The organism is Streptomyces sp. bgisy130, from assembly GCF_057708345.1.
In genome coordinates this window covers 40,880-62,150 of the sequence record NZ_JBYISA010000018.1, presented here as the reverse complement: position 1 = coordinate 62,150, position 21,271 = coordinate 40,880, and the positions used below count along the sequence as shown (strand labels likewise).

The 21,271-nt window shown below is 71.9% G+C and carries 16 protein-coding genes; 11 read left to right on the top strand and 5 right to left on the bottom strand.

All coding sequences use genetic code 11. From position 1 onward, the window contains the following. Nucleotides 1-30 precede the first annotated feature (30 nt). Nucleotides 31-2,841 carry a toll/interleukin-1 receptor domain-containing protein gene (locus tag AC3EUV_RS22730; protein WP_435603745.1) on the top strand — a complete coding sequence of 937 codons (2,811 nt, stop codon included), beginning with the start codon at nucleotides 31-33 and terminating at the stop codon, nucleotides 2,839-2,841. Between the two features lie 22 nt (nucleotides 2,842-2,863). Here the strand turns inward: AC3EUV_RS22730 and AC3EUV_RS22725 are convergent, their stop codons facing one another. Next, nucleotides 2,864-4,093 (bottom strand): amidohydrolase family protein, encoded by a 1,230-nt coding sequence (locus AC3EUV_RS22725; RefSeq protein ID WP_435603744.1) that lies wholly within the window; start codon nucleotides 4,091-4,093, stop codon nucleotides 2,864-2,866. Between the two features lie 258 nt (nucleotides 4,094-4,351). Between AC3EUV_RS22725 and afsR the strand changes: the two genes are divergently transcribed. The 4 genes from afsR (at nucleotide 4,352) to AC3EUV_RS22705 (ending at nucleotide 10,050) form a co-directional block, all read left to right on the top strand. Continuing rightward, nucleotides 4,352-7,285, top strand: coding sequence for an SARP-family global regulator AfsR (afsR, locus tag AC3EUV_RS22720; protein WP_432143039.1), 2,934 nt, complete (start codon nucleotides 4,352-4,354; stop codon nucleotides 7,283-7,285). Between the two features lie 215 nt (nucleotides 7,286-7,500). Continuing rightward, complete coding sequence (locus tag AC3EUV_RS22715) at nucleotides 7,501-7,806, top strand: hypothetical protein (protein ID WP_432143038.1); 306 nt, start codon at nucleotides 7,501-7,503, stop codon at nucleotides 7,804-7,806. A 245-nt stretch (nucleotides 7,807-8,051) separates the two neighbouring features. Further along, nucleotides 8,052-8,246 (top strand): hypothetical protein, encoded by a 195-nt coding sequence (locus tag AC3EUV_RS22710; protein WP_432143037.1) that lies wholly within the window; start codon nucleotides 8,052-8,054, stop codon nucleotides 8,244-8,246. A gap of 253 nt (nucleotides 8,247-8,499) precedes the next feature. Then, nucleotides 8,500-10,050 carry a class I adenylate-forming enzyme family protein gene (locus AC3EUV_RS22705; RefSeq protein ID WP_435603743.1) on the top strand — a complete coding sequence of 517 codons (1,551 nt, stop codon included), beginning with the start codon at nucleotides 8,500-8,502 and terminating at the stop codon, nucleotides 10,048-10,050. Nucleotides 10,051-10,122: 72 nt separating this feature from the next. Here the strand turns inward: AC3EUV_RS22705 and AC3EUV_RS22700 are convergent, their stop codons facing one another. Then, the gene (locus tag AC3EUV_RS22700; protein WP_432143035.1) at nucleotides 10,123-10,605 is read right to left on the bottom strand and encodes a MarR family winged helix-turn-helix transcriptional regulator; all 483 of its coding nucleotides are present in this window, start codon (nucleotides 10,603-10,605) and stop codon (nucleotides 10,123-10,125) included. A 109-nt stretch (nucleotides 10,606-10,714) separates the two neighbouring features. Between AC3EUV_RS22700 and AC3EUV_RS22695 the strand changes: the two genes are divergently transcribed. Together AC3EUV_RS22695 and AC3EUV_RS22690 are read left to right on the top strand one after the other, a co-directional pair. After that, nucleotides 10,715-11,449, top strand: coding sequence for a dienelactone hydrolase family protein (locus AC3EUV_RS22695; protein WP_435603742.1), 735 nt, complete (start codon nucleotides 10,715-10,717; stop codon nucleotides 11,447-11,449). A gap of 255 nt (nucleotides 11,450-11,704) precedes the next feature. Further along, the gene (locus AC3EUV_RS22690; RefSeq protein WP_435603741.1) at nucleotides 11,705-12,292 is read left to right on the top strand and encodes a TIGR03086 family metal-binding protein; all 588 of its coding nucleotides are present in this window, start codon (nucleotides 11,705-11,707) and stop codon (nucleotides 12,290-12,292) included. Between the two features lie 33 nt (nucleotides 12,293-12,325). On the opposite strand, the gene AC3EUV_RS22685 is transcribed toward AC3EUV_RS22690, so the two are convergent. Then, a complete protein-coding gene (locus AC3EUV_RS22685; protein WP_435603740.1) occupies nucleotides 12,326-13,966 on the bottom strand; it encodes a FadD3 family acyl-CoA ligase in 1,641 nt (546 codons plus the stop codon). A 105-nt stretch (nucleotides 13,967-14,071) separates the two neighbouring features. Here AC3EUV_RS22685 and AC3EUV_RS22680 point away from each other — a divergent pair, with 105 nt between their 5' ends. The 3 genes from AC3EUV_RS22680 to AC3EUV_RS22670 all read left to right on the top strand — a co-directional run bounded on the left by AC3EUV_RS22680 (nucleotide 14,072) and on the right by AC3EUV_RS22670 (nucleotide 16,653). Beyond that, nucleotides 14,072-15,223, top strand: coding sequence for a lipid-transfer protein (locus tag AC3EUV_RS22680; protein ID WP_432143031.1), 1,152 nt, complete (start codon nucleotides 14,072-14,074; stop codon nucleotides 15,221-15,223). A 132-nt stretch (nucleotides 15,224-15,355) separates the two neighbouring features. Continuing rightward, nucleotides 15,356-15,838 (top strand): Zn-ribbon domain-containing OB-fold protein, encoded by a 483-nt coding sequence (locus AC3EUV_RS22675; RefSeq protein WP_432143030.1) that lies wholly within the window; start codon nucleotides 15,356-15,358, stop codon nucleotides 15,836-15,838. Beyond that, entirely contained in the window at nucleotides 15,835-16,653 is an 819-nt protein-coding gene (locus AC3EUV_RS22670; RefSeq protein WP_435603739.1) for an enoyl-CoA hydratase/isomerase family protein, read from the top strand. Before AC3EUV_RS22675 ends, AC3EUV_RS22670 begins: the two co-directional genes overlap by 4 nt. 24 nt (nucleotides 16,654-16,677) lie before the next feature. On the opposite strand, the gene AC3EUV_RS22665 is transcribed toward AC3EUV_RS22670, so the two are convergent. Continuing rightward, nucleotides 16,678-17,214: a hypothetical protein gene (locus AC3EUV_RS22665; protein WP_432143028.1), complete on the bottom strand. Its 537-nt coding sequence runs from the start codon at nucleotides 17,212-17,214 to the stop codon at nucleotides 16,678-16,680. Between the two features lie 206 nt (nucleotides 17,215-17,420). Between AC3EUV_RS22665 and AC3EUV_RS22660 the strand changes: the two genes are divergently transcribed. Further along, nucleotides 17,421-18,386, top strand: coding sequence for a hypothetical protein (locus AC3EUV_RS22660; protein WP_435603738.1), 966 nt, complete (start codon nucleotides 17,421-17,423; stop codon nucleotides 18,384-18,386). Nucleotides 18,387-18,522: 136 nt separating this feature from the next. Here AC3EUV_RS22660 and afsK read toward each other — a convergent pair whose 3' ends face one another. Continuing rightward, nucleotides 18,523-21,165: a protein serine/threonine kinase AfsK gene (gene afsK, locus AC3EUV_RS22655; protein WP_435603737.1), complete on the bottom strand. Its 2,643-nt coding sequence runs from the start codon at nucleotides 21,163-21,165 to the stop codon at nucleotides 18,523-18,525. Nucleotides 21,166-21,271 lie beyond the last annotated feature (106 nt).

Below are 21,271 nucleotides of genomic sequence, written 5' to 3'. Positions count from 1 at the left end.
CACGCCCGACCTGACGACGGGGGAACCGGAATGGCTGGTCAGAACGTTTCGCAGCGCACCCACCGATACGACGCCTTCCTTTCCTACAGCCATGCGGCCGACAGCGCCAAGGCCGATCATCTTCGGCGAGGGCTCCAGAATTTCGCGCGCCGCAGCTGGCGGCAATTACGCGCGCTGCGCATCTTCCTCGACAATGCCTCGCTGTCGGCGAACCCGGGGCTGTGGCCCGAAATCGAGCGTCATCTCGCGGATTCCAGCGCCTTCATCCTGCTTGCCTGCCCGAGTTCCGCCGGCTCGGACTGGGTGCAGAAGGAGATCAACTGGTGGCGCGCCGGCCTCGGGGCGCGGCGGATGCTCATCGTCGTCACCGGTGGCGAGCTGACGTGGGACCACGGGGCAGGTGACTTCGACTGGGAGCACACCACCTGCCTGCCGCGCACCATGGCGGGGATGTTCAGCGACGAGCCGCGGTGGGTCGATCTGCGCTGGATGTCGGAAGAGGATCCCGGCTCACTGCGGGACTCGCGCTTCCAGCAATGCGTGGCCGACCTGGCGGCCCCGCTGCACGGGCGGCCCAAAGAAGATCTGATCGGTGCGGACGTCACCCGGCAGCGCAGGACGAAGCGGCTCGTGCGCGGTGCGCTCGCCGTCATCACCGCTCTCGCCGTTGCCGCGGGCCTGGGATGGGTGAACGCCGTCCAGCAGCGGGACGAGGCCCAGCGGCAGGCCCGGCTGGCGACCTCCCGGCAGCTGGCCGCGACCGCCCTGAACCTCAAGGACGGAAATCTGCGGCTGGCCTCGCTGCTGGCGATCGAGGCGTACCGCATGCAGGAGTCGCCCGAGGCCATCGCCACGCTGAACCGGCTCTCCACGGACAGCCCTCATCTGGTGAGCATGGTGTCGAGCGCGAAGGACATCAGCGCGCTCGCCCTCAGCACGGACGACAAGGCGGTCGCCGTCGGGGACGAGGGCGGTGCGGTGGCGGTGTGGCGCGCCAACGACCGCGCCCTGCGCGCCCGGACCTCGCTGCCGGGCCGTATCACGGCAGTGGGCTTCAGCCAGGACGGGAAGCGGCTGGCCGCCGGGGACAGCAAGGGCAATGTGGGGGTCTACGACCTCACACGCAAGACACTGCGGCGGCTCGCTCCCCGGCCGAAAAGCGTTTCCTCGCTGGGATTCGGCATGGCGGGACAGCTGGCCGTCGTGGACGAGGCCGGCACGGTGGCGCTGTACGAGGAGAGCGGAAAGATGGTCCGTGCGAAGCGCAGCGGGCACTCCGGCCCGGTGACCGTCTTCCAGAACGTCGACTCCCACCTTCTGGTGCGCGACGAGTTCGGTGGCGGTGCCCTGTACACCCTGCCCGAGCTGCGCACGGTCATGGAAAGCCACCAGCTCACCCTGCCCGCGGGCCAATACGTACAGGCCGTCTCGAACGGTGGCCACTGCTTCGGCTACCTCAAATTCGGGCAGTTGATCAGCACCGGACTACCGAAACGCAAGGGCCACGAGTCCCTCGCCGACACCTGCCCGGACTTCCCCGCGCTCCCCAACGAGGAAGCCAGGTCGCTGGCGCTGTCCGACCACGGCCGGATGGCCGTGGGCACGGCGTCCGGCATCACGGTGGCCGACGCGCAGACCAAAGGGGAGACCGGCCGGCTCCGCACGCTCACCGGTGTCGGCCGCCCCTCACTGCTGCGGTTCTCCGACACGGGGGAAAGGCTCGCTTCCGCACACGGCCGGACGGTCGCGCTGTGGAACTTCCAGCAGTCTTCCCGGACGGCTCATGCGCATGGCCTGCCCCTCTCGGACGACGAGACCATGATCCACAGCCCGGCGCTGGCCGCCGGCCCGGACGGCCAGGTCGCCTGGGACAACCCCATGCAGGACGACCCCGTCGTCAAGGAAACCAGGCTGCACGTCTGGAGCCCGAAGCACCGCGGCCTGCTCGTGGGCGGGGACACCCTCCTCTACAGCGCGCTCGCCTTCAGCCCCGACGGCCGGACCCTGTACGCCGGCCTGCCCGGCAAGGTGCAGTCATGGCAGGTCCAGGACACCCGCCTGGTGAAACGGCGCACGGTGACCTTCTCCGGACCGCGGGACGACTACCTGCACCCGGTCGTGATCGCCCCGCGCGCGGACGGCTCCCTGGTCATCACCACGGACGACGGGGCCGTCCATGTCGCCGACCCGTCGGCGCAGCGCACCCGGATCGCGGTACCACGCGGTGCCGGCAAGCCCCAGCGCGGATTGCTCTCCTCATTGAGCGACGACGGCCGGACGGCCGCGGTGCAGAACGTCAAGGGCGCCGTCGACCTCTACGACGTCGGCTCCGGCCGGAAAATGCAGTCGGTTCGCCTGGACGGCGAGAAGGTGAATGCGTTCGCGCTGGCCGGCCGGGGACACGCACTGTTCCTCGACGGCAGCAGAGGCACCTTCGCCCGCTGGGACCTGGACGAACAGCGGTTCCGCTGGCAGAGCGACGAACCGAACGGGGCCCGGGTGACCTCGAGCGCGGACGGCCGTACGGTCCTCACCCTGGCCGACAGCGGCGCCTTGACCAGGTGGGACGCGGACACCGGGGACCGGCTGGGCGGCCCCGACATCCCCATCCCGCCCCGCACGATGTCCGGGTTCGGCGGCATCGGAGAGCACACCGGCTTCGTGATGGACAGCGCAGGCACCCTGTGGACAGCCACCGAAGGCGGCGAGGTCCTCTCCTGGGACTTCTCGGTGGCCTCCTGGATCGAGGGCCTCTGCCGGATCGCCGACCGCAATCTGACCGACGCCGAATGGCGCCGCTATGTGGGGACAACCCCGCCGTCCCGGCCTACCTGTGGCTGACAGCGGAGCGGCGTGCGACCGGTCAGGAGGCGACGGACGGCCCCCAGAGCCCCTCCGCCGTCAGCCCCAGCAGCGAGATGGCGTTCCCCCGGACGATCCGCTCCACCGCGTCCGGCGCCAGGTGCCCCATCTGGGACTCGCCGACCTCCCGCGACTTCGGCCAGGTCGAGTCCGAGTGCGGGTAGTCCGTCTCGTACAGCACGTTCCGCACGCCGATCGCGTCCAGGTTCTTCAGGCCGAAGGCGTCGTCGAAGAAGCAGCCGTAGATGTGCTCGGCGAAGAGTTCGGACGGCGGGCGGCGGACCTTGTCGGCGACGCCGCCCCAGCCGCGGTTCTCCTCCCAGACCACATCCGCGCGCTCCAGGACATACGGGATCCAGCCGATCTGCCCCTCGGCGTACATGATCTTCAGGTCCGGGAAGCGCTCGAACTTTCCGCTCATCAGCCAGTCGACCATCGAGAAGCAGCAGTTGGCGAAGGTGATCGTGGAGCCGACGGCCGGCGGTGCGTCGGCGGAGGTCGAGGGCATCTTGCTGGATGAGCCGATGTGCATGGCGATGACCGTGCCGGTCTCGTCGCAGGCGCGCAGGAACGGGTCCCAGTAGTCGGTGTGAATGCTGGGCAGCCCCAGGTGGGGCGGGATTTCACTGAAGCAGACGGCCCGGACACCGCGGGCGGCGTTGCGCCGTACTTCCGCGGCGGCCAGCCCGGCGTCCCACAGGGGGATGAGCCCGAGCGGGATCAGCCGCCCCTGCGCCTGCGGGCCGCACCACTCCTCCACCATCCAGTCGTTGTAGGCACGCACCCCCAGCAGCCCCAGTTCGCGGTCCTTGGCCTCGGTGAACGTCTGGCCGCAGAAACGGGGGAAGGTCGGGAAACAGAGCGCCGACTGGACATGATTCACCTCCATGTCGGCCAATCGGTCGGGCACGCTGAAGGAGCCCGGCCGCATCTGCTCGTAGGTGATGCCTTCGAGTTTGATGTCGTCGCGCGCGTAGCCGACGGCCGTGTCCAGGCGGGTCAGCGGACGGTGCAGATCTTCATAGACCCACCAGTCGGCTATCGGCCCGTCGTCACCGATGGCACCCATCTTTGGAGCGAATTTTCCGCCCACGAAGCTCATTTCCTTCACCGGCGCCCGGACGATGCGCGGGCCGGTGTCCTGGTACTTCGACGGGAGCCGGTCCCGCCAGACGTTGGGGGGCTCCACCGTGTGGTCGTCCACCGAGATGATCTTCGGGAAGGTCTCCATGGCGGATACCGTAGCGCCGATCTGACGATGCGTCAGCTAGTGCGGAGGGTGGACCGAATACCAGGGGGCGCACGGAAGCTTCACCTCCGCGCCCCTGCCCTGCGCCGCCCCGCCTCCGGCACCGATCGTCCGAGGATGCTTTGTGGACGGTCCGGACCCCTACTGACGTAAGCAGCCGCGACAAGGCAGACTGGCCGTTGCGCACAGCGAGGCAGTGCGCACAGCGCGAACAGATGCCACACACGGCAAGGGGGCACCATGGACGACGGTCCGGGGCGGGAGCGGCTCCGCTTCACCGTGCTCGGTCCCGTACGGGCTTGGCGCGGCGCAACACCGCTGGCAGCAGGCTCCCCGCAGCAGCGGGCGCTGCTCGCCGCGCTCTTGCTGCGCGGCGGGCGCACCGCCACTGCGCCCGAACTCGTCGACGCCCTCTGGGGCGACGAGCCGCCGCATGCCGCGCTCGCCGCGCTGCGCACCTACGCCTCCCGGCTCCGCAAAGCCCTGGGCGACGACGCCGACGCCCTCGTCAGCGAGTCCGGTGGCTATGCGCTCCGCCCGGTGGACGGCAGCCCGCTGGACCTCGACCACGATCACGCCGAGCAGTACGCCGCCGAGGCGGAGAAGGCCCGGGCGGCCGGTGACCGCGGCCGCGCCCGTGAACTCCTGGACACGGCACTGGCGTTGTGGGACGGCGAACCGCTGGCCGGCCTCGCGGGCCCGTACGCCGACACCCAGCGCACCCGGCTCGATGAGTGGCGGCTCTCCCTGATGGAGACCCGCTTCGAACTCGAACTGGAACTCGGCTGCCATGCCGAGGCGGTGTCCGAGCTGACCGCGCTCACCGCCGCCCACCCGCTGCGCGAGCGGCTGCGCGAACTCCTGATGCTCGCGCTGTACCGCAGTGGACGGCAGGCCGAGGCGCTCGCGGTGTACACCGACACCCGCCGGCTGCTCTCGGACGAGCTGGGGGTCGACCCCTGCGCCTCGCTCTCCGACCTCCAGCAGCGGATTCTTCAGGCGGACCCTGACCTGGACGCACCCGCCGTCAGCTTCGACAAGGACCCCGCCGGCCCCGCCGTGGTGCGTCCCCAGCAACTCCCGGCGACGGTCGCCGACTTCACCGGCCGCGCCGCCTTCGTCACCGAGCTCGGCGACCAACTCGCCACCGCCGAGGGCAGCGTGATGGCCGTTTCGGCCCTGACCGGCATCGGCGGCGTCGGCAAGACCACCCTCGCCGTCCATGTGGCCCACGCCGCCCGCGACCACTTCCCCGACGGGCAGCTCTACGTCGACCTCCAGGGCGCCGGCCACAACCCCTCCGAACCGGTCGCCGTCCTCGGCGCCTTCCTGCGCGCCCTGGGCACACCCGACGCCTCCATCCCCGACGGCCTGGAGGAGCGCTCGGCGCTCTTCCGCTCCGTCCTGGCCGGCCGCCGGGTACTGGCCCTCCTGGACAACGCCCGGGACGCCTCCCAGGTCCGGCCGCTGCTGCCGGGCACCGAGGGCTGCGCCGCCCTGATCACCAGCCGCGCCCGCATGATCGACCTGGCTGGTGCCCATCTCATCGATCTGGACGTGATGAGCCCGGAGGAAGCGCTCGCGCTCTTCACCCGCATCGTCGGCGAGGAGCGCGTCACCTCGGAGCGGCAGGCCGCCATGGCCGTCGTCGGGGCCTGCGGATTCCTCCCGCTGGCCATCCGTATCGCCGCCTCCCGGCTGGCCGCGCGCCGTACGTGGACGGTGTCCATCCTGGCCAGCAAGCTGGGCGACGAGCGCCGCCGGCTGGACGAACTCCGGGCCGGCGACCTCGCCGTGAAGGCCACCTTCGAGCTGGGCTACAAGCAGCTGGAGCCCGCGCAGGCCCGTGCCTTCCGGCTGCTGGGGCTGGCGGACGGCCCGGACATCTCGCTGGCCGCGGCCGCCGCCGTACTCGACATGGACGCCGACGACACCGAGGAACTCCTCGAATCCCTCGTGGACACCTCGCTCCTGGAGTCCGCCGCACCGGGGCGCTACCGCTACCACGACCTGGTGCGGCTCTACGCGCGTGCCTGCGCCGAGCGCGATGAACACCCGCCGTCGGAGCGGGACATGGCGGTCTCCCGGCTGCTGGACTTCTATCTGGCGACCGCCGCCCGGATGTACGCGCTCGAACGTCCGGGTGACCGTCTGATCGACCACATGGAGAGCACCAACTACCCCGGCCTCGTCTTCGCCGACCGGGCGGCGGCCCTGGAATGGCTGTTCAACGAGGCCGGCTGCCTGCTCGCCTGTGCCCGTCAGTCCAGCAGCCCGGACACCCTGCGACGGGCCGCCGATCTGTTGCTGCTCACCAAGGACCTGGCCGAATCCGGTGCCGACGCGCTCCAGTACGAGCAGGCCAACGTCACGCTCCTGACGGCCGCCCGGGAGGCCGGGGACCAGCACGCGGAAGCGCGTTTCCACCTCGCGCTCACCTATGTCCGTACGCTGTCGGGACGGCTGGACGCGGCCGATGAGAACGCCAAGTCCGCCATGCTGCTCGGACTTGCCTCCGAGGACGCCTACGTCTCCTCTTCCGCCCCGAATGACCGCGGGATCATCGCCAACGCGCAGCACCGTCATGCCGACGCGGAGGGCTATCTGCGACAGGCCCTGTCCGCTTTCCGCGACGACAACAACCGGCAGGCCGAAGCCAGCGCCCTGTGCAATCTCTCCCGTGTCCATCTGGACACCGGCCGCGTGGACAGCGCAATTGACCTCGCGGAAGAAGGGCTTTCGATATACCGCCGGCTGGGCGCCAAGCGCCGGCTCGCGAACGGTATGTACGCCCTCGCTCTCGCGTACACCCAGGCGATGCGGCTGGAGGAGGCGACCGAGCAACTGACGGCCGCACTCGCCATCTTCAAGGACAGCCGGCAGCGCTTCTGGGAAGGGATGACCAACTTCCGGCTCGCCGAGGTCGAGCTCGCCGCCCGCCGTCCCGCCACCGCCGCCAACCACGCCGAACTGGCGCTGACCGCGCTGCGCGGCATCGGCGGCGATTCCTGGCGCGCCACGGTCCTGACCACCCTGGGGCGCGCCCTGCACGCCCTCGGGCAGACCGGCCGTGCAAGGGTGTGCTGGCAGGAATCGCTGGCGACATTCGAGCGCCTGGGTTCCTCGGAAGGCACCGCTGTGCAGGCACTTCTCTCGCCCACCGTGGTCGCATAAGCGCGTTCACCCGGCGGTGGACTCCGACGTTTATCGATCGTTCATCGCGGCGGGCCACTCTTATCAACATCGATCCGCCGCCTCGGGGGGCAAGCGGCTCGGTGCCCAGGCCGCAGAGTTATCGTGAGCGGCCATGCCACGCCCGTCCGGCGACCCACGGGGGAGTCGCCGGCCGGGTGACCAAGCAGTAAGCGCCCACACAGGAGTTGATCCAAGTGAACGCCGACAACAAGGCCGCTGTCCCAGGTGAGCGGGACATCATCCGGCCCATGGACAACCACCAGCCCATCAGCGGAGCCGGCGTCAGCACGCAGGTGAAGAAGAAGTCCGAGGACCGGGATGTCCTCAAGCCCATGGACAACCACCAGCCCATCAGCGGGGCCGGGGTCGCCACCCAGGTGAAGAAGTCCGAGGACCGGGACATCCTCAAGCCCATGGACAACCACCAGCCGATCGCCACGCCCCTGGCGGACGACAATCACCAGCCCACTCCGGGGAACGGCGTTTCTCAGAAGGACTGACGCCCGTTCACTACGACTCCGAGTGAGGGCCCGTCAAACCAACGGGGGGGTATTCGGGGGATCGCAGGGGCCGGTTTCGATGGCGTGGAGGGGATGCCATCGAAAACCGGTCCCTGCGGCTTTTTTGCCTTCCGCGGCAGAACTGGCGATATTTCTCGCATTTCCATGATGATCGAACATCTGCCCGCAATTACCGCTAGCGTGTTTCGGGAACGTCAACCTTCCCCCGTCTCCGAGGAGTTGGAATGACCCGCACAAAGAAGACCTTTATCGTCGCCGGTATCGCGCTGGTCGCATTGGGCGTCGCCGCACTGCCCGCCACGGCCGACAACCACATACCGAGCCCGCCGCACTCCCTCGCGGCCCAGGCCCACCACTCCGCGGCGGTAGCGCTGAACCACCCCGCCCCGCTGTCGCCGATGGACAACCACATGCCCTGATCGCAGCAAGGCGCACCCGCGGCACTTCGCACAGCGTCCTGGCCGTCGGCACTCGATGCGAGGCGTGACACAGAACGGGGGCCGGGCTGACGCTCGGGCCCCGTTGCTCTTTTCTCTGCCCCATGGGCCGGTGCCTGACGGATCACCCGGCACCGCCGCGTTTGTTCCCCGACACGCATCTGACGATTCGTCAGCTTCCGGTGCTACAGTGCCGCGGCACTCATCTGCCCCGCCAGCAGCCAGGAGGCGCCCCATGTTCGACCCCGCCCGTATACGGACGCTCTGGGAACTGGTCGACTACCGCGCGCGGTTCTCGTGCGGGATGCCGATGTTCTTCGACGGGGACGGGGGGAGCGTCACCTTCGACGGGGTGCGGGACGAGGCGCTGCGGGTGGCGGCCGGGTTGCGGGAGCTGGGGATCGGGGCCGGGGCGCGGGTGGCGTGGCAGCTGCCGTCGCGGATCGGGACGGTGCTCCTGTCGTTGGCGCTGGCCAGGCTGGGGGCCGTGCAGACGCCCGTGATTCCGCTGCACCGGGAGCGGGAAGTCGGCTTCATTCTGGCGGAGTCGGCGGCGGAGTTCGTGCTCGTACCGGGCGTGTGGCGGGGGTTCGATCACACCGCGATGGTCCAGAAGCTCGCCGGGGACGGGGTGCGGGTGCTCCCCGTCGGGGACGGGCTGCCGACGGCGGACCCGGCCGGGCTGCCCGCCGCGCCGTCCGGTGGGGACGGGGCCACCACCTGGATCTACTACACCTCCGGCACCACCTCCGCCCCCAAAGGGGTGGAGCACACCGATGCGTCGCTCATCGCCGGTGGCGTGGGGCTGGCCACCGCGCTCGGCATGTCCGCGGACGACATCGGCTCGATCGCCTTTCCGTACGCGCATATCGCCGGTCCGGACTATGTCATCGCCATGCTGGTCAGCGGATTTCCCGCGGTCATCCTGGACACCTTCGAGCCGGGCCGCGCGGCCGCCGTCTACCGGCGGCACGGGGTCACCATGGCGGGCGGCAGCACCGCGTTCTACCAGGCGTTCCTGGACGAGTCGCGGCGCTACCGGCAGCAGTTGCCGCATGCGGGGCGGCTGATTCCGTCGCTGCGGCTGCTGTCCGGTGGCGGGGCGCCGATGCCCCCGGAGCTGTATGCGGCGGCCGGGCGGGAGCTGGCGTGCGCGATCGTGCACGGGTACGGGATGACCGAGTGTCCGATGATCGCGATGGGCACGCCGTACGACAGCGACGATCAGCTCGCGCGGACGGTCGGCAGGCCGGTGGCGGGCGCGCGGGTGCGGATCGTCCGGCCGGACGGGTCCGAGGCCGGGGCCGGGGAGCGCGGCGAGGTGACGGTCGCGGGCCCGATGCTGTTCCGGCGCTACACCGACCCGGCGCTGACCGCGCAGGCGTTCACCGCAGACGGTTCCTTCCGCACCGGCGACCTGGGGTATCTGCGCCCCGACGGGCACCTGGTGCTGACCGGGCGGCTCAAGGACATCATCATCCGCAAGGGCGAGAACCTCTCCGCGCAGGAGATCGAGGAGCTGGTGCGCACCCATCCCGCGGTGGCGGAGGCTGCGGTGATCGGGCTGCCTGACCGGGAGCGCGGCGAGCGGGTGTGCGCGGTGGTCACGCCCGCCGATCCGGCCGCACCGCCGCTGACCCTGGACAGGCTGACCGCGCATCTGCGGGCGGCCGGGGTGATGACACAGAAGCTGCCGGAGCAACTGGAGACCGTCGGCGAACTGCCGCGCGGCGGGCCGCTGAACAAGGTGCTCAAGACGGTGCTGCGGGAGCGGTACACGGAGTAGGGGCGGTGCACGGAGGAAAAGCGGTGCACAGACCAGGGGCCGTGGCCCGGATGCGGATGCCGCTGCGCGGGGTCAGGAGGTCCGGGTGTGGTGGTCCAGCAGGCGGGTGAGCAGGTGCACGAGCTGGTCGCGTTCGGCCGGGCTCAGCGGGGCGAGCAGTTCGTCGTGGAGGTCGTCCAGGACCTTGTCGAGGCGGGGCAGGCGACGGCGGCCCCGGGCGGAGATCGTGATGATGTTGCGGCGCCGGTCGTCGGGGTCCGGTACCCGCTCGACGAGGTCCCGCTGGGCCAGTTCGTTGAGCACGCCGACCATGTCGCTGCGGTAGATGCCGGTGCGCCGGCTCAGCGTCGCCTGGCTGCCCGGCCCGTACTCCTGGAGCGAGGCGAGCACGGCGTAGTGCCACTTGCGGGCGTCGGCGCGGGCCAGCCCCGCATTGATCAGCCGGTCCGACCGCGCGGTCAGCTGCGACAACAGCCGGCTCGCCTGCCGGCGCAGCCTGGCGGGCGTCTGGCGCGCTCCGTCGTCGGGCAGGTCCGCGGCTTCGGCTCTGATCATGGCGGCCACCCCATCCATTGCGTTAGTTCGACTAACGATATACGCTCACTCGCGCCGAAAACGTTAGTGTAATAAACGTTTATCGAGCGAACGCCAAGGAAGGAAGTTCTTGCCCACCAAGACCCTGATGATTCCCACCCCGGACGGCCGGGCCGACGCCTTCGCCGCCTTCCCCGACGACGGCGAGCGGCACCCAGGGGTGCTGATGTACCCGGACGGCTTCGGCATCCGGCCCGTGCTGACGGAGATGGCCCGCGAACTGGCCGGGTACGGGTACTACGTACTCGTCCCCAACTTCCTCTACCGGCACGGCCCGGCACCGGTGATCGAACTTCCCGAGTACATCGGGGAAGAGGCCCGGCCCGCGGTCTTCGCCCAGCTGATGCCCCTGATCGAGGCGCACACCGCCGAACGCACCCTGCGCGACGCCGACGCCTACCTCAGCTTCCTCACCACCCGGCCCGAGGTCAGCGCCGGCCCGGTCGCGGTGACCGGCTACTGCATCGGCGGCCTCCTGGCGATGCGCACCGCCGCGGCCCACCCCGGCCAGGTGGCCGCCGTCGCCGCGTTCCACGGCCCGGTGGGCGCCGACGGACCGGACAGCCTCTCCGAGATCACCGCCCAGGTCCACCTCGGCCACGCCGCATCCGACCTGACACCCGAGGCCCTCGGCGAGCTCAACCAGGCCCTGGACGCCGCGGGTGTCGACCACACGTCCGAGATCTACCCCGGCACCGTCCACGGCTTCACGATGTCCGACACCGACGCCTTCGACCCCGCCGCACTGCGGCTGCACTGGGACCGGCTGCTCCCTCTTCTCGGGTGCACGCTGGCCAACGGCTGAGGCACCGGTCCGGAAGTCGTAGTCGGTGGCGGCGCCGGTCCGGCGCCCGGTCTGTTCAGCGGGCGTGCAGACGCCGTCCCCACTCACCACGCCGGGCCCGTCCCCGCTCCGCCAGACAGCCCCCAACCGGGGACGGGCCGCGGTGTGGCGATGAGTTCCGGGGGCCGGTGGAGTCTTCACTGGGAGTGGCAGCGCGTGGGGGCGGGCCGGTGGCGGCCCGCCAGCACGCACCGGCAGGACGGAAGGACCCGGACGATGACCGAGACGATCGACTTCGCGACGCAGGCCCGGCTGGTGTCGCAGCTCGCAGCCCGAACCGCCGATGAGCAGCTCGAAGCCCCCACGCCCTGCGGGGAGTACGCGGTGCGCCATCTGCTGGGGCACCTCGTCGGCCTGACCGCGGCCTTCCGGGAGGCGGCGCGCAAGAACCTCGGGGTGATGACGAACACCGCCCCTGGTGCGTCGGTGCCCGATGTGGAGTCCGGCTGGCGCACCGAGCTGGACCGGAATCTGCGCGGGATGGCGGAGGCCTGGCACGCCCCGGAGGCATGGGAGGGCGAGACCCAGGCGGGGGGAGTGACCCTGCCCGCGGCCATCGCGGGGCGGGTCGCGCTCAACGAGCTGGTGCTGCACGGCTGGGACCTGGCGCGTGCCACCGGTCAGGACTACGCGCCCGACGCGGCGAGCCTCGGGGTCTCGTATGCGCTGCTGGCGCCCTCGGCCGAGGGCGGGGACCGCGGGCCGTTCGGTCCGCCGGTGGCGGTGGCGGCGGATGCCCCGCTGCTCGACCAGGTGGTGGCGCTCAGCGGCCGCCGGCCCGACTGGACGCCGCCGGCGTCGTAGCCGGGGTCCCCGGACGGCCGGCGGGCGGCCCGGTCACCCGGCGGGCGCGGGCCCCGGGGCGCCCTCCCGCAGCCGGGTCTTGAGGATCTTGCCGCTGGCGTTGCGCGGGAGGGCGGCGACGAAGGTGACCTCCCGCGGGACCTTGTAGTTGGCCATCTCGCGGCGGGACCAGGCGATCAGATCGTCGGCGGTGAGCAGGGAGCCGGCCCGGCGGACCGCATAGGCCCGGCCCACCTCGCCGAGCCGGGGATCGGGTATCCCGACGACGGCGACCTCGGCGATGTCCGGGTGGCGGCCGAGGAGTTGCTCTATCTCGGCGGGATAGGCGTTGAAGCCGCCGACGATGAACATGTCCTTGATGCGGTCGGTGATCCGGAGGTTGCCGTCCGCGTCGAGCACGCCCACGTCGCCGGTGCGCAGCCAGCCGTCGGGGGTGATCGCGCGGGCCGTGCCGGCCGGGTCCTCGAAGTAGCCGGACATCACGTGGTAGCCGCGGACCAGCACCTCGCCGGGGTCGCCGGGCGGCACCGGGCGGTCCGCGGCGTCGACGATCCGGACCTCGGTGCCGGGGAGGGCCCGGCCGGAGGTCGCGGCGATCACCTCGGGCGGATCGCCGCGGCGGCACATCGTGACGACGCCGGAGCTCTCCGAAAGGCCGTAAGCGGTCAGGACGGTGGAGATCTTCAGCTCGCTGCGCAGCCGCTCGACCAGCTCCAGGGGGACCACGGCGGCGCCGGTGACCACCAGGCGCAGCGCGGAGAGGTCGTGCCGGCCGCGGTCGGGGTGGTCGAGGAGCTGCTGGTGGAGGGTGGGCGGTCCGGGGAGGACGGAGATCCGCTCGGCGGCGATCTTGGCGAGCGCGGTCTCCACGCTGAAGACCGGCTGCGGGATCATCGTCGCCCCGCGCAGCAGGCAGGCGATGATCCCGGCCTTGTAGCCGAAGGTGTGGAAGAACGGGTTGATGATCAGGTAGCGGTCGCCCTCCCGGAGGCCGGCCAGTTCGCTCCATACGTCGTAGGCGCGCAGGGTCTGGGCATGGGTGATCACGGCACCCTTGGGACGGCCGGTGGTGCCGGAGGTGAAGACGATGTCCGAGGGGTCGTCGGAGCGCAGGGCGTCGGCCCGGCGGCGGACGGTCTCCGCGGGCACCGCGGCGCCGCCGGCGAGGAACTCCTGCCAGGTGGCGCAGTCGGCGGGGGCGTCGTCGGAGAGCACCACGACCTTCTCCAGCCGCGGCAGTCCGGGCAGCGGGCCGGGGCCGGTGCCTTCCCGGGCGGCGCGGCGGAGTGCGGCGAGGTAGGACGTGCCGAGGAAGGTGCCGGTGATGAAGAGCAGCTTGGCGCGGGTGCGGCCCAGGACGTAGGCGGCCTCGGTGCCCTTGAAGCGGGTGTTGACGGGGACGAGGACGGCGCCGGCGGTGACGGCCCCGAGGGCGGAGACGATCCAGTCGAGGGTGTTGGGCGCCCATACGGCCACCCGGTCGCCGGGCGCGACCCCGGAGGCGATACAGGCGGCCGCCGCCCGCTCCACCCGCTCGCCCAACTCGGCGTACGAGACCCGGGTGCGGCCCTCGACCACGGCCTCCCGGGGGCCGTACCGCCGGGCGGCCGCGCGCACCAGACGGGGAATGACGCCGTACTCCAGGTCCGCCCGCGCGTCCACGTCGTCGTGCATCGCACTGCCTCCCGCCGAAGAGCTGTACGCCACTAGCTGACTGACCGTCAGATTAGCGGTAGCCTCCTCCGCTGTCAGCACTGGCGACCGACCACGGAGGTGGCGATGGGGCCGACCCTCAAGGACGCTACGGCGATAGCCGGTATCGGACAGACCCCGTTCGCCCGGCAACTCCCGGAATCCGAGAAGACCCTGGCCTGCCGGGCGATCGTCGCGGCGCTGGACGACGCCGGAATCGCCCCCTCGGAGGTGGACGCCTTCGCCTCGTACACCATGGAGGAGACCGACGAGGTCGAGATAGCCAAGGCCATCGGCGCCGGGGACCTCACCCACTTCTCCAAGGTCGGCTTCGGCGGCGGGGGTTCCTGCGCGACGGTGGCGCATCTGGCCGCCGCCATCGCCACCGGCCAGGCGAGCGTGGGCGTCGCCTGGCGGTCCCGTAAGCGCGGCTCGGGACCGCGCCCCTGGAAGAACACCCAGGTGCAGCTGCCCACCCCGGGGCAGTGGACCCGCCCCTTCGGACTGCTGCGCCCCGCCGACGAGATCGGCATGCTGGCCCGCCGCTATATGCACGAATACGGCGCCACCCGCGACCACCTCTTCAACGTCGCCCTCGCCTGCCGCAACCGGGCCAACCAGAACCCGGCCGCGATGATGTACGAACGGCCGCTGACCCGCGAGATGTATATGACCGCCCGCTGGATCAGCGAGCCGCTCTGCCTCTTCGACAACTGCCTGGAGACCGACGGCGCGCTGGCCTGCGTCGTGGTCTCCGCCGAGCGCGCCCGCGACTGCCGGCAGCGGCCCGTTTACGTGCACTCCGCGGCCCAGGGCCTGCCCGCCCAGCACCACGGCATGGTCAACTACTGGACCGACGACCCGCTCACCGGCCCGGCCTGGACGGCCGCCCGGCACCTGTGGAAGGGCGCCGACCTCGGACCGCAGGACGTCGACGTGGCACAGATCTATGACGCCTTCACCCCCCTGATCCCCCTCTCGCTGGAGGGCTACGGCTTCTGCGGACGCGGTGAGGGCGCGGCCTTCACCGAGGGCGGCGCGCTGGAGACCGGCGGCCGGCTCCCGCTCAACACCGGCGGCGGCGGCCTCTCCGAGGCGTACGTACACGGCTTCAATCTGATCACCGAGGGCGTCAAGCAGCTGCGCGGCACCAGCACCGCGCAGGTCCCCGACGCCGCCACCTGTCTGGTCACCGCGGGCGAGGGCGTGCCCACCTCGGCCCTGCTGCTGAGGAGTTGATACGCCGTGAGCCCTCGTGATGCCGCGCCCGAGTCCGTGCGGGACAGCGGGTGTGAGCCCGTTCGTGAGTCCGGGCGGGAGTCCGTTCCCGAGCCCGTTCGTGAGTCCGGGCGGGAGTCCGTTCGTGATGCCATGTCACCGAGCGTGACACCCGCCACTGACAATCGCTCCGACAGCGGCGCCGGCCGGCTGCTTCCCGTCCCGGACGACGACGGCGCCCCCTTCTGGGAGTACGCCGCCCGGGGCGAACTCCGCATCCAGACCTGCGCCGACTGCGACACCCTGCGCTTCCCGCCCCGGCCCTGCTGCCCGCACTGCCGGTCCTTCGCCGCCCGCTGGCGGCGGATGAGCGGCCGCGGCCGTATCTGGTCCTTCGTCCTGCCGCACCCGCCGCTGCTGCCCGCGTACGCCGAACAGCCGGGCTACAACGCGATCATCGTGGAGCTGGCCGAGGCCCCGGGCATCCGCCTCGTCGGCAACCTCGTCACCGCCGCCGACGCCCCGCTGAACTCCGTCGACCCGGCCCGGCTGCGTATCGGCGCCCCGGTGAAGGCCGTCTTCCACACCATGCCAGGAGGCGTGACCGTACCCCGCTGGCTCCTGGAGCGGCCATGACGGTCCGCACGGAGCGCGCGGACGGGGTCGCGCTGATCACCCTCGACCGGCCCGAGCGGCACAACGCCATCGATCTCGCCACGGCCGCCGAACTCACCGCAATCTGGCAGGAGTTGCGCTTCGACGATTCCGTACGGGCCGCCGTGCTCACCGGCGCCGGCGGCCGGGCCTTCTGCACCGGCATCGACCGCTCCGTCGACGTCCCCCAGCCGTCCTCCCCCTACTCCGTCGACGATCCGCTGCTCCACATCGGCCCGAAGGCCAACGACCTGTGGAAGCCGGTCATCGCCGCCGTCGAGGGCATGGCCTGCGGCGGCGCGTTCTACCTCCTGGGCGAGGCCGAGTTCCTCATCGCCGCCGAGAACGCCACCTTCTTCGACCCGCACACCACCTACGGGATGGTCAGCGCCTACGAATCGGTCTTCATGGCGCAGCGGATGCCCTACGGGGAGGCCGCCCGGCTGGCCCTGATGGGGACGGCGGAGCGGCTGGGCGCGTCCCGGGCGTACGAGATCGGTCTGGTCTCCGAACTGACCGCACCCGGCGCCGCGGCCGAGGTGGCGCTGCGCCGCGCGGCCGTGCTCGCCGCCCAGCCGACCGGGGCGGTCCAGGGCACGGTACGCGCCCTGTGGACGGCCAAGGAGGCGGCCAGAACGCAGGCCCTGGCGCACGCCCCCCAGCTGATCGCGCTGGGAAATCTGCCCCCGGACCGCCAGGCCGGACTGTTCGCCGACCGGAAGCGGCGCGACGGCCGGCCCGGCAACCAGGACGGCGGGCAGGACGGCGGACGGAGCGGCGCCCCCTTGGTCAGGTGACCCCGCACCTACGGGTCCGGTGCGTCACATACGGGTCTTGTGCGCCCGGGTGATCTCGCAGGTGAACCAGAACTGCCCGATGGAGGACTGATTGACGGTGTACTTGGCGGTGTACGTCTCGGTGTCCCCGGGACCGACGGTGATCGAGCGCTCGTGCAGCCCGTACGCCTTGCCGTCGGCCGGCTTCGCCTTCATCCAGTTGACGGCCATGTCGTAGGAGAAGGAGTCGTTCATGGACGGGTTGGTGATGGAGACCGTGTAGGTGAACTGGCGCAGCGAATCGGAGAAGTCGCAGCCGCTGCCCCGGACATCCGACCGCCCGTCCGGGTCGTAGGTCTCCTGGGTCGGCGAGGGCGAGTAGGTGGGCTCGTACGACGAGGACGCGGACGCGTCGTACGAGCTGGAGTAGGTGGGGCTCGGGAAGGAGACCGGCACCTTCACCCGGGGCCGGCCGAAGGCACAGCCGCTCACCGTGGCCACCGTCACCAGCGCCAGTCCGGCCGCGACCGCTGCCCTGATACCCGTACGGGCGCCCCCGTAGGTGCCCGTGCCCCTGCGCATGCGCTGCTTCATACTGCCCATCCCCCGTGAAAACTCTGAGCTCATCACTCTTCAATTGACGCGTGCACGGCACCCTAGCAAGCGCGGGTGACACCCCTTACGGGCCCCGGCAACGCGGGCGGGCGTACTTGTCTCGCGAGTACCAGGGCGCAGGCGTAGCGTCGGTCCCGGAGGATGACCGGACGACCCGAAGCGAGGCGACGCCCGTGGTGCGCAACGTTTTCGGGTCGCTGATCGCCCTCGCCGGAGCGGCGGCCGCCGTCTGGAGCCCCTTCCGTCCCTGGTACGACGGCCGTCACGGCAGCGACGTGCGGATCGAGGACCTCTTCAACGGGGTCACCCGCAACAGCGCCGCGCTCTTCGGCTCCGTCCTCCTCCCCATGGCGTTCGCCGCCCTGCTGACCCTGATCGGTGTCGCCCTGCGCTCCCGGGGACTGGTCGCCCTCGCGGGCCTGGTGGTGCTGGGCTTCACGATTCTGTGGATGGTCCGCCAGGGCCAGGCCGCGAGCGAACTGACGGCCGGCGCCCGGGGCCTGGGGGTGGGCGTCGCCAACGCCCTGGGCGGCGGGGCGCTGCTGCTGCTCGGCGCCCTGATCATGCGCGGCCGCCCCAGCCGGGTCTACGGCTCGGACTACGACGACCGGCCGTACGACGACGGCCGCTACGGCCGCTATCCGCACGACGAGCGCTACGACGAACGCGCACCCTACGACCCGTACACGCCCTATCCCCCGGGGACGCCCGAACCGTGGGACGCGGGCCGCCCGGGGGCCGAGGAGTGGAATCCGGAGCCGTACCCGACCGGCCCCGGCCCCGCCGCCGGACCCCCGGCGGGCCCCGGAGGCGGCCCGTACGGGCAGGGAGAGGACACCCCCACCACTCCCCTGCCGGTCACCCCGCCCCCACCACCGCCCCCGCAGCAACAGCAACAGCAACAGCAACAGTGGACGCAAGCACAACAACAGCCGCAGCAACCGCCCCCGCAGCAGCCCCAACCACAGCGGTCTCCGCCCCCTCCGCCCCCGCCGTCCCGGCCCGGCCATCAGCAGCCGCCCACACCACCGGTGGAGTGGGGCAGGGAACACCGTCCACCACGCCCCACCCAGGCGGAGCAACCCGAGCCGCCCGAACAGCCCGAACGGCGTGAACACCCCCCGGAGGAACGGGAGTAGGCCCACGGGCAGATACGGGGGCGACGACCGGCCCGCCCCTTGGACGACGGCCACCCCCTAGGTGACCGGCCCGTCCCCTACGGGAGGCGGCGCGTAGCCCGTCCGTCCCCTACGGAAACCAACCCGCGGCCCCGCCTCACGACCTCCGCGCCAGCCCCGTCCCCTTGGCCGCGTCCAGCGCGTACACACAACGGTCCTTGCTGCACGCGTACACCACACCGCCGACCGCCACCGGCGAGCCGGTGATCTCGCCGCCGGTCTCCAGCTTCCAGCGCAGCTGGCCGCCCATCGCATCGAGCGTGTAGAGGCAGTGGTCGGCGGAGCCGAAGTGCACCCGGCCCTCGGCGACGACCGGGGCGCCGATGACCTCCGCGCCGGCCTGGAACCGCCAGCGCGGGGTGCCGGTCACCGCGTCGAGGGTGTAGAGCGCCTTGCCGCTGCCCAGATGGACCGCACCGTGTGCGACCAGGACCGGTTCGGTGGACTGCCGTGCCTCGGTGGCGATCCGCCAGCGGTCGCGGCCGTCCGCCGGGTCCAGCGCGTAGACCGTGCCGAGGTAGTCCGCCAGATAGACCCCGCCGCCGGTGACGGCCGGGCCGGGGGCGAAGGCGGGCGGGCTCAGGAACACCGCGGGCGCCTCGAAGTGCCAGCGCACATCGCCGCGGGCGATGTCGATCGCCAGCACCCGGGTACCGGCCACGACATAGACCGCACCGTCCGACGCCGGCAGCAGCCGCATCGGCACCCCGCCGCAGGCCGCGGCGTCGCCCACCGGATACGACCAGCGCTCGGCGCCGGTCCGGGCCTCCAGTGCCTTGAGCCGGGCGTCGGCCCACACGAAGACCGTGCCCTCGTGCACCACGGGCCCGGCCTCGGCGGTCTCGAAGTCGGTCTGGACGCCGCCGGTCTCCCACAGCAGCTCGCCGTTGGCGGCCTCCCATGCCTGGACGCCGCCGCCTCGGGTGCTGGTGACGACGGTCCCGCGGTCGACCTTGAGGGCGTAGACCCAGCCCTCGGTGTTCAGCCGCCAGCGCTCGGTGCCGTCGTCGGCGTCCAGCGCGTACAGGCTCGGGCCGTCCGAGGCATGGATCCGGCCCTCCGCGACGGCCATCGCCCAGGCGACGTCACGGGTCTTGAACTTGCGGCGTCCGCTGGCCACATCGAGCGCATGCACCTCGAAGGAGGTGACATAGAGCAGGTCGTCGGCGACGGCGGGGGTGCCCCACACATCGTTCGACATCCGGAACCGCCAGGGGCGCCAGCGGCCCGGCTCGGGCGGCGCCTCGGGCGGCGGGGGCGGCGCGGCCTCGTTGCGGGCCGGGCTCTCCCCGCCGTTGGCCGGCCCCTGCGGGGGCACCCCGGTCGTGGGTCCGGCGCCGGGCGGCCGTACCCAGTTCGTCGCGGCACCGGCCTGCGCGCGCGGCGGCGGAGCATCGGCGCGCGGCCCCGGCCCTATGGGGGCGGGCGAGCCACCGAGTTGTACGGGACCGGCGGCGCCGTCCCCGGGGGCGGCCGACGGGGCGGGCGGTGCGGAGGACAGCGCGGCGGCGGGGGACGGGGCGGCCGGCGGCGGCGCGGAGACCGGGGTCACCCGGGCCGTCGAGGCGTCCGGGCCGAGTACCGCGGGCTGCGGCATCGGGCCCGGATGGCCACCGCGCGGATCGCTGCCGCGGTGCGCGCCGGGGCCCGCGCCGATCTGGCCGGGCCAGCCGGATTCCGCGGCGGCGGGGACGCTCGCCGGCCGCGGCGGCGCGTGGACGGGCTGCGCGGCGGGCATCGGGGGTGACACGGGCGGGGCCGGCGGCGCGGCGGGCGCCGGGCGGCCGGCACCGCGGCCGGAACCGGCCCGCTGTCCGTTGGCGGGTACGGTGGTGCGGCCGCCGCGCCGGCTCTCGATGAGGCCCACCGCGCCGGGCGGCAGCCAGGCCGAGGCGGTACCGCTGTCGTCGCTGCCGGAGCCGAAGAGGTGCGGCGCGAGCTGGGACTGGAGATCGGCGGGGGACGGCCGCTGGCCGGCCTCCATCTGCATACAGGACTCCATGAGCGGACGGAGTTCGTCCGGCAGGCCCGCCAGGTCGGGGCCCTCGCGCAGCAGCATGAAGACGGTCTCGACGGGGTTGGCGCCATGGAACGGCGCATGCCCGGTGGCGGCGAAGACCAGCGTCGACCCGAGGGAGAAGACATCGCTGGCGCCCGTGACACTGCGTGAATCCCGGGCCTGCTCGGGCGACATGTAGGCGGGCGTGCCGACGGCCACATTGGTCATCGTCAGCCGGGTGTTGGACACCCCGGAGGCGATACCGAAGTCGATCACCCGCGGGCCGTCCTCGACGACCAGCACATTCGACGGCTTCAGGTCGCGGTGCACCAGGCCCGCGCCGTGGATGGACTGAAGCGCCTCGGCGATCCCGGCCGCCAGCCAGCGCACCGCCTGGGCCGGGAGCGGCCCGCACTCATTGACTATTTCCTCGAGGGAGGGCGCGGGGACATAGGCCGTCGCGAGCCAGGGCACCGCCGCGCGCGGATCGGCGTCCACCACCGCGGCCGTGTAGAAGCCGCTGACCGCGCGGGCCGCCTCGACCTCGCGGGTGAAGCGGACCCGGAACAGCTGGTCCTCGGCGAGCTCGGTACGCACCGTCTTGATCGCCACGCGCCGCCCGGACGCCGAGCGCGCGAGATAGACCAAGCCCATGCCGCCGGCCCCGAGACGACCGAGCACCTCGAACGGGCCGATCCGCCGGGGATCGTGCTGCGTCAGCTGCTTCAGCTGCTCCACCACTTACCTGCCACCTCCCCGTGGGGCGAAAAAGAGACTCTCAAAAGCCACGAGCCGCCGAGAGCCACTGCCCCGTGCACGGCCGTACGCGTGCTGATTCTTCCTGGCC

Bases quoted from the DNA above. Each gene is read 5' to 3' on its own strand.
- AC3EUV_RS22730 (WP_435603745.1), top strand. From the start codon at position 31: ATGGCTGGTCAGAACGTTTCGCAGCGCACCCACCGATACGACGCCTTC.
- AC3EUV_RS22725 (WP_435603744.1), bottom strand. From the start codon at position 4,093: ATGGAGACCTTCCCGAAGATCATCTCGGTGGACGACCACACGGTGGAG.
- afsR (WP_432143039.1), top strand. From the start codon at position 4,352: ATGGACGACGGTCCGGGGCGGGAGCGGCTCCGCTTCACCGTGCTCGGT.
- AC3EUV_RS22710 (WP_432143037.1), top strand. From the start codon at position 8,052: ATGACCCGCACAAAGAAGACCTTTATCGTCGCCGGTATCGCGCTGGTC.
- AC3EUV_RS22705 (WP_435603743.1), top strand. From the start codon at position 8,500: ATGTTCGACCCCGCCCGTATACGGACGCTCTGGGAACTGGTCGACTAC.
- AC3EUV_RS22700 (WP_432143035.1), bottom strand. From the start codon at position 10,605: ATGATCAGAGCCGAAGCCGCGGACCTGCCCGACGACGGAGCGCGCCAG.
- AC3EUV_RS22690 (WP_435603741.1), top strand. From the start codon at position 11,705: ATGACCGAGACGATCGACTTCGCGACGCAGGCCCGGCTGGTGTCGCAG.
- AC3EUV_RS22685 (WP_435603740.1), bottom strand. From the start codon at position 13,966: ATGCACGACGACGTGGACGCGCGGGCGGACCTGGAGTACGGCGTCATT.
- AC3EUV_RS22680 (WP_432143031.1), top strand. From the start codon at position 14,072: ATGGGGCCGACCCTCAAGGACGCTACGGCGATAGCCGGTATCGGACAG.
- AC3EUV_RS22675 (WP_432143030.1), top strand. From the start codon at position 15,356: ATGTCACCGAGCGTGACACCCGCCACTGACAATCGCTCCGACAGCGGC.
- AC3EUV_RS22670 (WP_435603739.1), top strand. From the start codon at position 15,835: ATGACGGTCCGCACGGAGCGCGCGGACGGGGTCGCGCTGATCACCCTC.
- AC3EUV_RS22665 (WP_432143028.1), bottom strand. From the start codon at position 17,214: ATGCGCAGGGGCACGGGCACCTACGGGGGCGCCCGTACGGGTATCAGG.